Source organism: Streptomyces sp. 5-10 (genome assembly GCF_014712245.1).
Lineage (GTDB): Bacteria > Actinomycetota > Actinomycetes > Streptomycetales > Streptomycetaceae > Streptomyces > Streptomyces violaceusniger.
Genome location: NZ_JACVYG010000008.1, coordinates 63,156 through 77,803, shown reverse-complemented (window position 1 = coordinate 77,803; position 14,648 = coordinate 63,156). Strand labels below are relative to the sequence as shown.

Annotated in this window: 11 protein-coding genes; 5 read left to right on the top strand and 6 right to left on the bottom strand. The window is 71.5% G+C overall.

What is annotated here, in order from left to right; all coding sequences use genetic code 11:
* The first annotated feature begins 42 nt into the window (after positions 1-42).
* Positions 43-471, top strand: coding sequence for a MarR family winged helix-turn-helix transcriptional regulator (locus IEJ02_RS12795; RefSeq protein WP_191064950.1), 429 nt, complete (start codon positions 43-45; stop codon positions 469-471).
* A gap of 77 nt (positions 472-548) precedes the next feature.
* On the opposite strand, the gene IEJ02_RS12790 is transcribed toward IEJ02_RS12795, so the two are convergent.
* The 6 genes from IEJ02_RS12790 to IEJ02_RS12765 form a co-directional block, all read right to left on the bottom strand.
* Positions 549-1,472 carry a LysR family transcriptional regulator gene (locus IEJ02_RS12790; RefSeq protein ID WP_191064949.1) on the bottom strand — a complete coding sequence of 308 codons (924 nt, stop codon included), beginning with the start codon at positions 1,470-1,472 and terminating at the stop codon, positions 549-551.
* Between the two features lie 234 nt (positions 1,473-1,706).
* Positions 1,707-3,059, bottom strand: coding sequence for an MFS transporter (locus IEJ02_RS12785; protein WP_191064948.1), 1,353 nt, complete (start codon positions 3,057-3,059; stop codon positions 1,707-1,709).
* 56 nt (positions 3,060-3,115) lie between these two features.
* On the bottom strand, positions 3,116-4,294 hold the full coding sequence (locus tag IEJ02_RS12780; protein ID WP_370467033.1) for a M20 family metallopeptidase: 1,179 nt from the start codon (positions 4,292-4,294) through the stop codon (positions 3,116-3,118).
* An 8-nt stretch (positions 4,295-4,302) separates the two neighbouring features.
* Entirely contained in the window at positions 4,303-4,977 is a 675-nt protein-coding gene (locus tag IEJ02_RS12775) for a DUF1028 domain-containing protein (RefSeq protein WP_191064947.1), read from the bottom strand.
* On the bottom strand, positions 4,974-5,459 hold the full coding sequence (locus IEJ02_RS12770; protein WP_223863730.1) for a RidA family protein: 486 nt from the start codon (positions 5,457-5,459) through the stop codon (positions 4,974-4,976). The genes IEJ02_RS12775 and IEJ02_RS12770 overlap by 4 nt, the downstream gene beginning before the upstream one ends.
* A 21-nt stretch (positions 5,460-5,480) precedes the next feature.
* The gene (locus IEJ02_RS12765) at positions 5,481-6,776 is read right to left on the bottom strand and encodes a flavin-containing monooxygenase (RefSeq protein ID WP_191064946.1); all 1,296 of its coding nucleotides are present in this window, start codon (positions 6,774-6,776) and stop codon (positions 5,481-5,483) included.
* A 373-nt stretch (positions 6,777-7,149) separates the two neighbouring features.
* Between IEJ02_RS12765 and IEJ02_RS12760 the strand changes: the two genes are divergently transcribed.
* From IEJ02_RS12760 to IEJ02_RS12745, 4 genes are all read left to right on the top strand, one after another.
* Positions 7,150-8,313, top strand: coding sequence for a family 2 encapsulin nanocompartment cargo protein terpene cyclase (locus tag IEJ02_RS12760; protein WP_223863729.1), 1,164 nt, complete (start codon positions 7,150-7,152; stop codon positions 8,311-8,313).
* A 16-nt stretch (positions 8,314-8,329) separates the two neighbouring features.
* Entirely contained in the window at positions 8,330-9,238 is a 909-nt protein-coding gene (locus IEJ02_RS12755) for a geranyl diphosphate 2-C-methyltransferase (protein WP_191064945.1), read from the top strand.
* A 364-nt stretch (positions 9,239-9,602) separates the two neighbouring features.
* Complete coding sequence (locus IEJ02_RS12750; protein WP_317985781.1) at positions 9,603-10,637, top strand: tellurite resistance/C4-dicarboxylate transporter family protein; 1,035 nt, start codon at positions 9,603-9,605, stop codon at positions 10,635-10,637.
* A gap of 285 nt (positions 10,638-10,922) precedes the next feature.
* A complete protein-coding gene (locus IEJ02_RS12745) occupies positions 10,923-14,648 on the top strand; it encodes a nitrate reductase subunit alpha (protein ID WP_370467032.1) in 3,726 nt (1,241 codons plus the stop codon).

The following is a 14,648-nucleotide window of genomic DNA, read 5'->3' as shown; positions in this document are numbered from 1 at the left end:
CTTCTTTAATTAAGCTAGTTTCATTGCGGGTAGACTTGCGACATGGATGCTGATCTGCAGGTTCTGGGGCGCGCGGTCAAGCAGGCGCAGTACCGACAGCACCGGGCGCTGGACAGCGCACTGGGCGAGGTCGGTACGACGCTGGCGCAGTGGGACGCGCTGCGTGCCATCAGCGGCCGGCCCGGAGCGTCGGCACGCGAGCTGGCCGCGGTGACGTTCCAGAGCGAGCAGGCGTTCGGGGCGCTCGTGGGCCGTCTGGCCGCACAGGGACTGGTGGAGCGCAGGCCGGGCCACGGGCGCCGCATCGAACACCGCCTCACACCCGCCGGCGAACAGACCCTGGCCGCCGGCCACCAGGTCAGCGAAAAGGTCCTGGAGGAGTGTTTCTCGCCCCTCCCGTCCGCGGACCGGGCCACCCTGCTCGGCCTGCTGCGACGGCTCAACGAGGAGGCCCCGCCCGCGTCAACCTGACGTCAGCCGCCCTTGCGCATCCCGGCCGTAGAGCGCGGCGATGTCCTGAAGAGATGGTCCGCCCGCCACACCGCCGGTCACGGGGGCGTGGGGGCGGCGACCTCCCGCAGCAGCTCCATCACGGCCTGGGCGCGGGCGGTCTGGGTCATGCCCTTCACCGAGGCGATCTTGACTTCGAGCGGGGGGCTTCCGTCCCTCAGCTCCAGTTCCGCGATCTCCCCGCCGCCGTAGGTCTGGCTGGTCGCCGGCCGCTGGTTCAGCACGGAGTATCCGAGCCCCCGGGCCACCAGGGAACGCACCGTCTCATAGCTCCGGGTGCGGTAGCGGACATCGGGCGCGGTGCCGGTGGCGGCCACCAGCGAGCGGAAGTAGTCGCGGCTGTGCGGCAGGTCGAGCAGGACGAGGGGTTCCGCGGACAGTTCGGCCAGCTCCACGGTGCCCTGCCGGGCCAGCGGGTGATCGGCCGGGACGATGACGTAGGCCGGGGCCCGCGCGATCGTCTCGCTGCGCAGGTCCGGCTCGGCCGACAGGCCGAGGCCGTAGGTGAGGGCGAAGTCGATGCGCCCCGCGCCCAGGGCCTGGACGAGCTGGTCCGTCTCCGCTTCCACCACGTCGATCTCGATGCCCGGGTAGCGGCGGGTGCACTCGCTGAACAGGGGCGGCAGATAGTACGGGGCCAGCGTCACGAAGCAGCCGACGGCCACCGGCCCGGAGATCGTCTCGCCGTCTCCCCGGGCCTCCCGCTCGACCTCGCGCGCGCGGGCCAGCAACTCCCGCGCGTGGCTCTGGAGCCGCTCCCCCGCGGGTGTCAGGGTCAGTCCCCGGCCCCTGCGGCGGATGAACAGCTGCACCCGCAGGTCGCGCTCCAGGTTGTGGATGGCCGCGGACACGGCGGACTGCGCGATGTGGAGCGCCCCCGACGCCTCCGTCATCGAACCGCGCTCGGCGGCGACGAGGAAGTAGCGGAGTTGCAGGAGGGTGAAACCCACCGGTGACGTCATGCGTGACCCTCGCGCTGGTGATCGGTGTCCGTGCCGGTGCCGACCTTACGCGGTGGCGCCCAAGCGCTCCGCTGGAAGCGCCCTGACCTGCCGCCGATCGTCCGCGGCGCCGTCGTGGCTGGTCCCACGCGGCGGAGCCGCATATCGACACAGCCGCGCCGCGGAGCCGCATATCGGCACAGCCCCGCGCCCCTTCGGGGCGCCACCGAACCGCAGCCGCTGCCACCTATCCGCCTAGTCGCGCTCAGGGGCCGCGTTGGAGACGTCCTCGGGGCGCAGCAGGGCGGAACCGGCGGTCTCCTTCAGGGTCAGGGCGGCGATGAGACCGCCGCCGGCGAAGACCATCAGATAGGGGCCGGGCACCAGGGTGGAACCGGTCGCGGAGATGAGCACGGTCATCAGATACGGCACCGTGCCGGCGAACAGCGCGGCGGTGAGGTTGTAGGCGATGGACAGGCCGCTCTGGCGGGTGCGGGTGGGGAAGATCTCCGCCGACCACACCGCGTAGGTGCCCAGGATCGCGGCGAGGATCGCACCGAGCAGCAGACCGGCGACCCAGGTTCCGGCGAGCCCGGTCCGCATCAGGAGGAACGCGGGGGTGGCGAGGACCAGGAGGGCCGCGGTGGCGCCGACGAAGACCGGTTTGCGCCCCACGCGGTCGGACAGCAGCCCGAACACCGGGACCAGCACCAGCCCCAGCAGCGAGATCACCGTGGACAGCAGGGCGGCGCTGCCGGCCGAATGCCCCAGGTGGTCGGTCTCGTAGGTGACCAGGTACGTCAGCACCGCGTAGAAGGGCACGTGCATGGCCGCCATCAGGCCCGCCGCCTGGAGCAGCTGCCGCTTGTGGTGGCGGAGCAGCTCCCGTACGGGGGTGCGCGGCACGGTGTCGTTGGCCTCGAGGGTACGGTACTCGGGGGTGTCCTCGATCTTGTTGCGGATGATGAAGCCGATGACGCCGAGCGGTGCGGAGATGAGGAAGGGGACGCGCCAGCCCCAGGAGGTCAGCTGGGCCTCGTCGAGCCCCGTCGACAGCAGCAGATAGACGAACGAACCGGCGAGGAAGCCCAGCAGGGAGCCGACCTCCAGCCAGCTCACCCCGAATCCGCGACGGCGCCGGGGGGCGCTCTCGGCGAGGAAGCTCGCCGCGCTGCCGAACTCGCCGCCCGCCGCGAATCCCTGGATCAGGCGAAGGATCACCAGGAGCACCGGGGCGCCGACCCCGATCGCGGCGTAGCCGGGGAGCAGGCCAATCGTCAGGGTCGCGCCGGACATCATGAAGATGACCAGCGACAGTGTGCGCTTGCGGCCGATCCGGTCGCCGAGCGGTCCGAACACCATGGCACCGATGGGCCGGATACCGAAGGAGACGGCGAACACGCCGAACACGGCGAGCAGTCCGGTGGTGCCGTTCTCGTCCGGGAAGAACACGGTGGCGACGGTACCGGCGAGATAGGCGTAGGCGGCCCAGTCGAACCAGTGCACGAACACGCCGACGGCTCCCGCGGCCACGCTCCTGCGCAGTGCGGCGGCGTCGGTGGCCACCTCGACCTCGGCCGTGGTGACGTCGGTGTGAGTGGTGGGCATTGCGCGCCTCCTTGGGATGGGTGGAAGAAGCCGGAGCTGTGCGGGTGCCGCCTCGGTCAGTGGCTCGCGTCTCGGGCCGGGCTCCGGTCCACACCGGTCCAGGCCAGCGCCGTCGCCCCGTCGAGCAGGGCCCGCTGGGCGGTCCCGCCCACGCAGAACGCGGCGAACTCGTGCTGGTGGTTGGTGGCGGGCAGCGAGCCGATGCCGATGTAGGGGTGGATGGCGGGCACCACCTGCGAGACGTTGCCCATGTCGGTGGAGGCGCGGTTCATCCGGGCGGCCTGCCCGGGCGGCGCGAACTCCCGCCCCAGGGCGAGCGCGTTCGCGCGGTAGTGGCCGAGGGCGGTCTCGTCGTTGCGGAACTCCGCGTACGGCTTGCTCTCCGGCTCGATCTCCAGCTCGCACCCGGTGGCGAGGGCGCCCGCCTCGAAGGCCCGCATGACCCGTGGTTCCAGCTCGGCCAGTTCGGCGAGGGTTTCCGCCCTGACGTACCAGCGGCCGGTGGCCCGCTCCGGGATGGCGTTCGGGGCGTCCCCGGCGTGGGTCACCACGCCGTGCACCCGGGCGGAGGCCGGGAGTTGCTGGCGGAGCAGCCCGATGGCGACCTGGGCCACGGTGAAGGCGTCGGCCGCGTTGACCCCGGCCTCGGGGTAGGCCGCGGCGTGCGCGGACCTGCCGGTGTAGGAGACCCTGGAGTGGCTGACCGCGAACGGACGGGCCTCGGCGACGTCGACGGGCGCCGGATGCGCCATCATCGCCAGGTCCACCCCGGCGAAGGCGCCCCGGTCGAGCATCTCGATCTTGCCGCCGCCGCCCTCCTCCGCCGGGGTGCCGTAGACCTCGACGGTCAGGCCCGCGTCGTCGGCGACGGCGGCCAGGCCCAGCGCGGCGCCGACCGAGCTCGCCGCGATGAGGTTGTGCCCGCACGCGTGGCCGAGGCCGGGCAGCGCGTCGTACTCGGCGCACAGCGCGATCCGGACCGGCCCGCTGCCGAACCGGGCGTGGAAGGCGGTGTCCAGGCCCAGATAGGACGAGGTGACGTCGAATCCGGCGCGGTCCAGCGGCTCGGGTACGGCGGCCGCCGCCCGGTGTTCCTCCCAGGCGGTCTCCGGGTCGGCGTGCAGCCGCTCGGACAGCCGGATCAGCTCCTCGGCGTGCCGGTCGACCTCATACCGGGCGGCCTCTTTCAGCGGCCCCAACGTCCCCATCGCCTTCATCGCGTCCGTCACCTCCATCGCCTCCGTCACCGATCGCCCGGTACGCCGTACGAGGGGGCGGAGGCGGGATCGAGCCCACGGCGCACGTAGTCGTCCCGCTGCGGCAGCCAGACGGCGAGGAGTTCGGCGAGCCGGTCGACGGGGTCGTCGGCCCAGTCCACGCGCAGGTCGGTCACCCGCCAGTCCACGTCCGCGACGACCGCGAGGCCCGCGGAGTGCACCGGCCCCTCCTCGCCACCGGCCGCGACGGCCGCCTTCAGGGCGGTGACCAGCCGCTCTTCCAGCTCCCCCGGGGCGGCGGAGTACGCGTCGAGGAGGACGTCGGGGATGTGCTCGCCGCACAGCAGGTTGCCGGCCGCCACCGCGCCCTCGGCGGTGGCCGAGGCGTACCTGCCCAGCGTGTGCGACCCGCTGTAGGCGAACCCGGGCCCGGAGCGGCCCACCACGGTCAGCTGCCGGTAGGCGATGGACTTCGCGTTCCGCGCCGCGCCGGTGACACCGGCCAGGGCGCGCTCCGCGTCGCCGTGTTCCGCCAGCCCCTCCAGCAGGCTCGTGCCGAGCGTGGGGTCGGTGATGTTCTGCGAAGTCGCCGCGCCGACCCCGGGCCGCAGATGTGCGACCCGGGCGGCGACCGCCGGACTGGAGGAGCTGGCCACGATGCCGAACCGCTCGCCGTCGCGTACCACCAGGGAGAACGTCATGCCTGCTCCTCCTCGGGGATCACGGCGACGGCGTCGATCTCGCACAGCCACTCAGGACGGGCCAGGGCCGACACCACCAGGCCGGTGGAGATCGGGTGGACGCCCTTGGTCCAGCGGCCCACGGTGCGGTACACCGCCTCGCGGTAGCGCGGGTCGATCAGATAGATGGTCAGCTTGACCAGGTGCTCGATCCGGCTGCCCGCCTCTTCGAGCAGCGTCGTGATGTTCGCCATGGCCTGTTCGGCCTGCGCCTCGGCGTCGCCGATGCCGACGGACTCGCTGGTGTCGAGGTTCTGGCCGATCTGGCCCCGGACGTACACGGTGTTGCCGGCGACCACGGCCTGGCAGAGGTCGTTGTCGAGGTTCTGCTCGGGATAGGTGTCGCGGGTGTTGAACGGGCGGATCCGGGTGTGTCCGCCGGCGACGATCGGGGCCCTGGTGGCCTTGGCCTTCGCCCGGCGGCCCTCGCTCGTGGAGGTCATCATCTGCTCCTCAGTCGCTGCTCAGTTCTTCCAGGCGGTCGGCGCGGCACCGGGCCGGTCGCCGGTGCCGTACGCGAGGTAGCCCCGCTGGGTCGCGATGTGGTCGGCGACGTACCGGGCGTCGTGCCAGACGCCCCAGATGAAGCTCGATCCCCGGCGGGACAGCCAGGGCAGGCCCAGGAAGTAGACGCCGGGCTCGGACGACACGCCGCGCCGCTGGTCCGGCCGGCCGTGCTCGTCGAACGCGTCGACCTCGAGCCAGCTGTAGTCGGTGGCGAAGCCCGTCGCCCAAACGATCGAGGTGACCCCGGCCCCGGCCAGGTCGAGCTCCAGCCGGGGGTCGGCCACGCCTTCCGGGTCCGGCCCGAGGATGTGGGCCTCCGGCTCCTCGGGGAGGTCGAGCCCATTGCGCTCGACGTACGCGTCGGCCGCCCGGAGGAGTTCGAGGTACTTGGCGTCGCCGAGCGCGATGTTCGTGGCCAGATCCGGCGCGAAGCGCAGCACGCCATCGTCGTAGGACGCGGTCAGACCGACGAGCTCGATGCCGTCGGCGGCCAGGGCACGGAAGTCCACGGTGTGGCCGCCGCGCGCGCCGCTCACCGCGATGGTGACGTGTTCGGCACCCTGCGGCGGCGTCTCCGCGTCCCAGCGCCCGAGCACACCGAGCCACCAGCAGAAGTCACGTCCGCGGTACTGGCGGGCGGGGCGGTCGTGCGGACCGACGGAGAGGAAGACGCGGCGACCGGACCGGCGCAGCTCGTCGGCGATCTGCACCCCCGAGGACCCGGCCCCGACCACCAGGACCGCGCCCTCGGGAAGCCGCTCCGGGTTGCGGTACGCGCTGGAGTGGATCTGCGCGGGGACGGCGCCGTCCGGGACGATGGGCGGGATCACGGGCCGCTGGAACGGTCCGGTCGCGGCGACGACGAAGCGCGCGTCGATGGGGCCCTCCGACGTCTCGACCCGGAAGCCGGGCCGACCGGGGGGCCTGCGCACCGAGGTCACCTCGACACCGCACCGGATCGGGGCACCGATCTTCTCGGCGTACGTGACGAAGTAGTCCGCGATCTGGTCCTTCGAGGCGAAGGCATCGGGGTGGAGGTCGGGGTCGACGTCGGAGAACTCCAGCCCCGGGAACCGGTCGTGCCACGCGGGCCCGTTCGCCACCAGGGAATCCCACCGCTCCGACCGCCACCGCTCGGCGATACGGTGCCGCTCCAGCACGATGTGCGGCACACCGTGGGCCCCCAGGTGCTCGCTCATCGCCACGCCTGCCTGGCCCGCCCCGACGACGACTACTTCGGTCTCTTCACTCAACGTTCAGCCTCCACTCGGGCGGCGGTTCATCCCGGTGTCGCGTTGACCGGGCCACCGCACGAGGGATCCTTGGACATGGCCGTGGTTCTGTCCAACAGATGTTTCCGTGGAAGCCAATCTGATTTACAGATTCAGACGTCAGAGAGGGCGGCGGCTCCTGCGGCCGAGCCGGACGCCGCGACACCGGGCAAACATCGCGCGGGACTAGATCATCTTATCGAGTTAATGTCAACGGCTTCCCAGGGCCGACTGGGCGCACCAGCCGCTAGTGTCCCTGGGGATCTGGACGGATTCCTAACGTTTGCCCCCTCCCTTCCTCTTTTCGGTGCCACGCACGCACGCCACCCACCCCCTACGAAAGAGAGCCCGCCCGATGACCGTCCTGCCCGCGGCCGCTTCCCGCTCCGGCATCCCCGCCGTCGACCTCCCCGCCGCCGAGGTGCGGACACCCGGCGCCGACGTCGAACGGATCCTGCGTGGTCCGAACGGCCTCGGCACGGCAGGCCTGCACCTGGCCCGGCGCGAGGCGCCGCCGACGCCACCGCCGGTTCCGGCGGAAGGCAACCCGATCCCGGGCCTCTACCACCACCCGGTACCGGAGCCCGACCCCGTGCGGGTGGAGGAGGTCGGCCGCAGGATCAAGGCCTGGGCATTGGACGAGGTCGACCTGTACCCCGGGGAGTGGGAGGACCAGTTCGACGGCTTCTCGGTGGGGCGCTACATGGTCGCCTGCCATCCGGACGCTCCCACCGTCGACCACCTGATGCTCGCCACGCGCCTGATGGTGGCGGAGAACGCGGTGGACGACTGCTACTGCGAGGACCACGGAGGTTCGCCCATCGGCCTCGGCGGACGCCTTCTGCTGGCGCACACCGCCCTCGACCCCCTGCACACGACGCGGGAGTACCAGCCGCGGTGGGCGGAGTCGCTCCACTCGGACGCGCCCCGACGCGCCTACCGCTCCGCCATGGAGTACTTCGTCCGAGCGGCCGGCCCCTCCCAGGCCGACCGGTTCCGGCATGACATGGCCCGTCTGCACATGGGGTATCTCGCCGAGGCCGCCTGGGCGCAGACGGACCACGTCCCCGAGGTGTGGGAGTACCTGGCGATGCGCCAGTTCAACAACTTCCGCCCGTGCCCCACCATCACCGACACCGTCGGCGGCTACGAACTACCGGCCGATCTGCACGCCCAGCCCGCCATGCAGCGGGTCATCGCGCTCGCCGGAAACGCCACCACCATCGTGAACGACCTGTACTCGTACACCAAGGAACTGGACAGCCCCGGCCGGCATCTGAACCTGCCCGTGGTGATCGCCGAACGGGAGGGCCTCTCCGACCGCGACGCCTATCTGAAGGCGGTCGAGGTCCACAACGACCTCATGCACGACTTCGAGGCCGAAGCCGCGGCCGTGGCCGTCGCCTTCCCCGTCCCGACCGTGCAGCGCTTTCTCCGGGGCGTGGCCACGTGGGTCGACGGCAACCACTACTGGCACCAGACCAACACCTTCCGCTACAGCCTGCCCGACTTCTGGTAAGAAGAATGGAACCCTTGTGACCAGCACCGACCTCAGCACCAACCTCAGCGCCGACGTCGCCGCCTCCGCCGGCACCTCCGTGTTCATCCCCGCCCCGGCGACCCCCTACCAGGGGGACATCGCCCGCTACTGGGACCGCGAGGCCAGGCCCGTGAACCTGCGTCTCGGCGATGTTGACGGCCTTTACCACCACCACTACGGCATTGGGGACGTCGACCGCACCGCCCTCGGCGACTCCGACGACAGCACTTACGAGAAGAAGTTGATCGCCGAGCTCCACCGCCTGGAGTCGGCGCAGGCCGCACTCCTCCTGGACCACCTCGGCCCCATTGAGCGTGATGACACGCTCGTTGACGCCGGCTGCGGCCGCGGCGGCTCGATGGTCATGGCCCACCAGCGCTTCGGGTGCCGGGTCGAGGGCGTCACACTGTCGGCCAAGCAGGCCGACTTCGCCAACCAGCGTGCCCGCGAACTCGGCATCGACGGCCACGTCCGCGCCCGCGTCTGCGACATGCTCGGTACGCCCTTCGAGACCGGGCGGGTCGCGGCCTCGTGGAACAACGAGTCAAGCATGTATGTCGACCTGGAAGACCTCTTCGCCGAGCACTCCCGCATCCTCGCGATCGGCGGCCGCTACGTGACCATCACCGGCTGCTGGAACCCGCGTTACGGCCAGCCCTCGAAGTATGTCTCCCAGATCAACGCGCACTTCGAGTGCAATATCCACTCCCGCCGGGAATACCTGCGCGCCATGGCCGACAACCGCCTCGTACCGCAGGCCGTCATCGACCTCACTCCCGCGACCCTGCCCTACTGGGAGTTGCGGGCCACGTCCTCGCTGGTCACAGGCATTGAAGAAGCGTTCATCAACTCCTATAAGGACGGCTCCTTCCAGTACCTGCTCATCGCGGCCGACCGCATCTGACCGTCGGCCACCGACATGGGCCTGCCCCGCCACCAGTGGTGGGGTCAGGCCCATGTCGGCATTCATGAACACGCCTCAGCCGTTCAGCCCCGAAGTCGGCTCTGGTCGAGAACGGCCCCCACGCGTCCGGCCGCGTGACGGGCCGGGGACAGGTGTTCGGGGTGCGCCTTCGCGCCACGGTGGCCCCTTTCCCACGATCGGCCCGGGACCCCTTGGTTATCGCAGAGGTCTGCACTGGTTCAAGCGCGCACCAAGCAGGACCCGTGAGGTTCTTGGGAACCGGTGGCCGACGAACTCCTTGCCGCGTTCCGACGCCCCTCTCCACCACTCCACCCGGACTCCGATGGGGTGGCAGCCTGCTGGCGTGCTGCGAACGATGAACGGGGTGACGGCGCGTGACCTGCCGCCCAGTGCCTTCGCCCCCGTGATGGCGACCGGAATCGTCTCCCAGGGACTGGCGGCGGTGGGTGCCCGACGGCTGTCGGACGCCCTGTTGGCCGTGGCCGTGGTGCTCTACGGCTGGTTACTGGTGGGACTGATGTGGCGGGTGGCGCGATATCCGCGCGAGGTGGCCGCCGACCTGCGGGATCCCGCGCGGCTCTTCGGCTTCTTCACCTTCGTCGCCGGCTCCGATGTGCTCGCCGTCCGGCTGGCCCCGGGCCCCGCGCGGGCGGCCGCGGCGGCCCTGCCGGTGCTTGCCGTACCCGTGGCCGTCCTCCTGCTGGGGTGTGTGGCGTTCATGGCGCACCGGCTCGGCGCGGGCGGGATGGTGCGGCGCGCGGACGGGGTCTGGTTCCTGTGCGTAGTGGGGCTCCAGTCCGCCGTCCTGGCGGTGGCCGCGCTGGCCCCCGGTCGCGCCCGGCCGGCCGAAGCGCTCGGCTGGGCGGCCGGGGTGCTGCTGTACGCGGCGGTGGCCACGGTGGTCGCGTGCCGGCTGGCGCGGTTCGGGATCCGGCCCCGGGAGCTGTCACCGCCGTACTGGATCACGATGGGGGCCTGCGCGATCAGCCTGCTCGCCGGTGCCCGGCTGGTGCACCAGGGGCTCGACACCCCCCAGCTCCGGGCGCCGATCCGCGTCGTCCTGCTCGCCCTGTGGGGCTGGGCCACCTGCCTGCTGCCACCGCTGCTGGCCGCCGGGATCTGGCGGCATCTGCTGCACCGGGTGCCTCTGAGGTACGAGCCGACGTGGTGGACCATCGTCTTCCCCACGGGCATGTACGCCATGTCCACCACCACGCTCGGCGAGGCCGAGGGAATCCACCGCCTGGTGCTCCTCGGACATCTCGCGGTCTGGGTGGCGCTGGGTGTGTGGTCGCTGGTCGCGGCCGGTCTGGTGGGGGTGCGCTGCCATCGGACGGCGGCGGCGAATTCAAGCCAGAAACTGGGTCAAGAGACATGAAAATCCGGCCGACGGACGTTGTTCATCGAACCGGTGAGCTCTCCCCGCTTGCCCACCAGGCAATGATGACACCTTGTCAAATTCCGTTCATCGCACCGCCTCCATCGGCACACATGTCCACCACAGGAAAGGCAAACCGCAAGGAAAAAGCGAGCTAGGTGATGCTAAACGACTTAAAGGAGCCATACGGCACGGCTGATGCGCGAGTGATGCTGTCGCGCGACACGCAATCAGGCCCCGGCCGACCGTTCGGCGCGGAGCCTCAGCCGAAGGAGCTGGACCGTGGTGCGCCGCACAGCACGAGAGAAGGCCGGGACCGCCGCCTCGGCGGTGACGGAGAGACTGCTCGCGGCGGGGACCGCGCTCCGCCGCCTCCCGGCCACCCCCGACCTGCGGGCCGTCTACCGGACCGACCAGACCGTGGAGGACTCCCCCTACCGCGAACGCTGGGCGCACGACCGGGTGGTCCGCTCCACCCACGGCGTCAACTGCACCGGGTCCTGCTCCTGGAAGGTCTATGTCAAGGACGGGCTGATCACCTGGGAGACCCAGCAGACCGACTACCCCTCGGTCGGCCCGGACCGCCCCGAGTACGAACCGCGCGGCTGCCCGCGCGGCGCCTCGTTCTCCTGGTACACCTACTCCCCCACCCGGGTGCGCCACCCCCTCGCCCGCGGTGTGCTGGTCGAGCTCTACCGGGAGGCCCGGGACCGGCTCGGCGACCCGGTGGCCGCCTGGGCCGAGATCACCGGCGACCCGGACAAGCGGCGCCGCTACCAGTCGGCCCGCGGCAAGGGCGGGCTGGTGCGGATCGACTGGGAGGAGGCCCTGGAGATCGCGGCCGCCGCCCATGTCCACACCCTGCGCGCCCACGGCCCGGACCGGATCGCCGGCTTCTCCCCGATCCCCGCCATGTCGATGGCCTCCCACGCCGTCGGCGCCCGCTTCATGGCGCTGATCGGCGCGCCCATGATCTCGTTCTACGACTGGTACGCGGATCTGCCGATCGCCTCCCCGCAGGTCTTCGGCGACCAGACCGACGTCCCCGAGTCGGGCGACTGGTGGGACGCGGCGTATCTGATGCTGTGGGGCTCGAACGTGCCGGTCACCCGCACCCCCGACGCCCACTGGATGGCCGAGGCCCGCTACCGGGGCCAGAAGGTGGTCGTGGTCTCCCCGGACTACGCGGACGCCACCAAGTTCGCCGACGAATGGCTGCACCCCCACCCCGGCACCGACGGGGCGGTCGCCATGGCGATGGGCCACGTCATCCTCAAGGAGTGCTTCGTCGAGCGCCAGGTCCCCTACTTCACGGACTACGTCCGGCGCTTCACCGATCTGCCCTTCCTGGTGGAACTGACCGAACGGGACGGGCGCCGCACCCCGGGCGCCTTCCTCACCGCCGCCGCCCTGGCGGACACCGAACCGCGCCTGGGCGCCCACGCCGACGAGGCGGCCCGGCGCTGGATGCCGGTGCTCTACGACGCGGAGACCGACCGGCCCGTGGTCCCCCACGGCACCCTGGGCGACCGCTGGAGCAAGGGCGGCGAAGGCCGCTGGAACCTCGACCTGGAGGGCATCACCCCCCGGCTCACCCTCCACCGCACCCCCGGCGCCCAGGTCGCCGAGGTGGAGCTGCCCCGCTTCGACGAACCCGGCGCCACCATCCGGCGCGCCGTCCCCGTACGGCGGCTCGGCGGACGGCTGGTCACCACCGTCTTCGATCTGCTCCTGGCCCAGTACGCGGTGGGCCGCCCCGGCCTCACCGGGCAATGGCCCACCGGGTATGACGACGCCTCGGCACCCGCCACCCCGGCCTGGCAGGAGGCCATCACCTCGGTCCCGGCCGCGGCCGTGATCCGCGCGGCGCGCGAGTTCGCGGGCACGGCGGAGAAGACCCGCGGCCGCTGCATGATCGTGATGGGCGCGGGCACCAACCACTGGTTCCACTCCGACACCATCTACCGCTCCTTCCTCACCCTGCTGCTGCTCACCGGCTGCCAGGGCGTCAACGGCGGCGGCTGGGCGCACTACGTGGGCCAGGAGAAGGTGCGCCCCTTCACCGGCTGGCAGCAGCTGGCCACCGCCGCCGACTGGACGCGGCCGTCCCGGCAGATGGCGGGCACCCCGTACTGGTACCTCCACACCGACCAGTGGCGCTACGAACGGTACGGCGCCGACGCGCTCGCCTCGCCCACCGGCCAGGGGCTGTTCACCGGCCGTCACACCGCCGATCTGGTCGCCCAGTCGATGCGGCTGGGCTGGATGCCCTCCTACCCCACCTTCTCCGCCAATCCCCTGGAGCTCGGCCGCCGGGTGCGGCAGAGCGGACGCCCGGCACAGGAGTGGGTCGCCGAACAACTCGCCGCGGGGGAGCTGGAGTTCGCCTGCGAGAACCCCGACGCGCCCGAGAACTGGCCGCGTGTGCTCACCGTGTGGCGGGCCAACCTGATCGGCTCCTCGGCCAAGGGCAACGAGTACTTCCTGCGCCATCTGCTGGGCGCCCAGGACAACTCCACCGCCGAGGAGACCCCACCGGACCGCCGCCCGGCGGACCTCGCCTGGCAGGACCAGGCGCCCCACGGCAAGCTCGACCTGCTGCTCGCGCTGGACTTCCGGATGACCTCCACCACCCTCTTCGCCGACCTCGTGCTCCCCGCCGCCACCTGGTACGAGAAGCACGACCTGTCCAGCACCGATATGCACCCCTACGTACACGCCTTCAGCCCGGCCATCAGCCCGCCCTGGCAGGCCCGCACCGACTTCGACATCTTCCACGGCCTCGCCCGCAAGCTCAGCGAACTCGCCGCCGGACGGCTGGACACCGCCCACGACCTGGTCGCCACCGCCCTGATGCACGACACCCCGGGCGAGACCGCCCAGCCCGGCGGGACCGTACCGGACTGGCGCGACGGCCAGACCCCGGCCGTACCGGGCGTGAACCTGCCGAACGTCGCCCTCGTGACCCGCGACTACACCGCCGTCGCCGACCACCTCGCCGCCTTCGGCCCGCTGGCCCAGCAGGCGGGCATGCAGGTCAAGGGCGTCACCGTCACCCCGGACCAGGAGGTCGCCTGGCTGGCCGACCGCTGTTCCACCGCCACCGGCGGCGCCGCGGCGGGCCGGCCCCTCCTGGACACCGACGCCAAGATGTGCGAGGCCATCCTCGCGCTGTCCGGCACCACCAACGGGCGCCTCGCCGCCGAGGGATTCGCCCGGCTCGCCGAGCAGTGCGGCCCCGGCTCCGGCCTCACCGAACTGGGCGCCTCGGTGGCCGAGCGCCGCGTGGTGTTCTCCGACACCCAGGCCCGCCCCGTGCAGGTCGGCGCCAGCTTCGAATGGTCCGGCAAGGAGGCCCCCGACCGCCGCTACGCGCCGTTCACCATCAACACCGAACACCGCAAGCCCTGGCACACCCTCACCGGACGCCAGCACTTCTATCTCGACCACTCCTGGATGGCCGAGCTCGGTGAACAACTCCCCGTCTACCGGCCGCCGTTGGACCTCGCCGCCCTCGGCGAGGCCCAGCCCGGGACGGACGGTGACACCGGCCGCTCGGTCACCGTCCGCTATCTCACCCCGCACTCCAAGTGGTCCATCCACTCCGAGTACCAGGAAAACCTCCTCATGCAGACCCTGGCCCGCGGCGGCCCGGTCATCTGGCTCAGCGTCCCCGACGCGGAGGCCATCGGGGTGTCCGACAACGACTGGATCGAGGCCGTCAACGCCAACGGCGTCGTGGTGGCCCGCGCCGTGGTCTCCCACCGCATGCCCACCGGCACCGTGTTCATGTACCACGTGCAGGAACGGCTGGTGAACGTGCCCAAGTCCGAGGCCACCGGCCGCCGCGGCGGTGTGCACAACGCCCTCACCAAGCTCCTCATCAAACCCACCCACCTCATCGGCGGCTACGCCCAGCTCTCCTTCGCCCCCAACTACTACGGACCCACCGGCAACCAGCGGGACGCGGTCACCGTCATCCGGCGCCGCTCCCAGAACGTGGAGTACTGA

Excerpts from the sequence above, each read along its gene's own strand:
- IEJ02_RS12795 (WP_191064950.1), top strand. The coding sequence starts at position 43 with ATGGATGCTGATCTGCAGGTTCTGGGGCGCGCGGTCAAGCAGGCGCAG.
- IEJ02_RS12790 (WP_191064949.1), bottom strand. The coding sequence starts at position 1,472 with ATGACGTCACCGGTGGGTTTCACCCTCCTGCAACTCCGCTACTTCCTC.
- IEJ02_RS12785 (WP_191064948.1), bottom strand. The coding sequence starts at position 3,059 with ATGCCCACCACTCACACCGACGTCACCACGGCCGAGGTCGAGGTGGCC.
- IEJ02_RS12780 (WP_370467033.1), bottom strand. The coding sequence starts at position 4,294 with ATGGAGGTGACGGACGCGATGAAGGCGATGGGGACGTTGGGGCCGCTG.
- IEJ02_RS12775 (WP_191064947.1), bottom strand. The coding sequence starts at position 4,977 with ATGACGTTCTCCCTGGTGGTACGCGACGGCGAGCGGTTCGGCATCGTG.
- IEJ02_RS12770 (WP_223863730.1), bottom strand. The coding sequence starts at position 5,459 with ATGACCTCCACGAGCGAGGGCCGCCGGGCGAAGGCCAAGGCCACCAGG.
- IEJ02_RS12760 (WP_223863729.1), top strand. The coding sequence starts at position 7,150 with ATGACCGTCCTGCCCGCGGCCGCTTCCCGCTCCGGCATCCCCGCCGTC.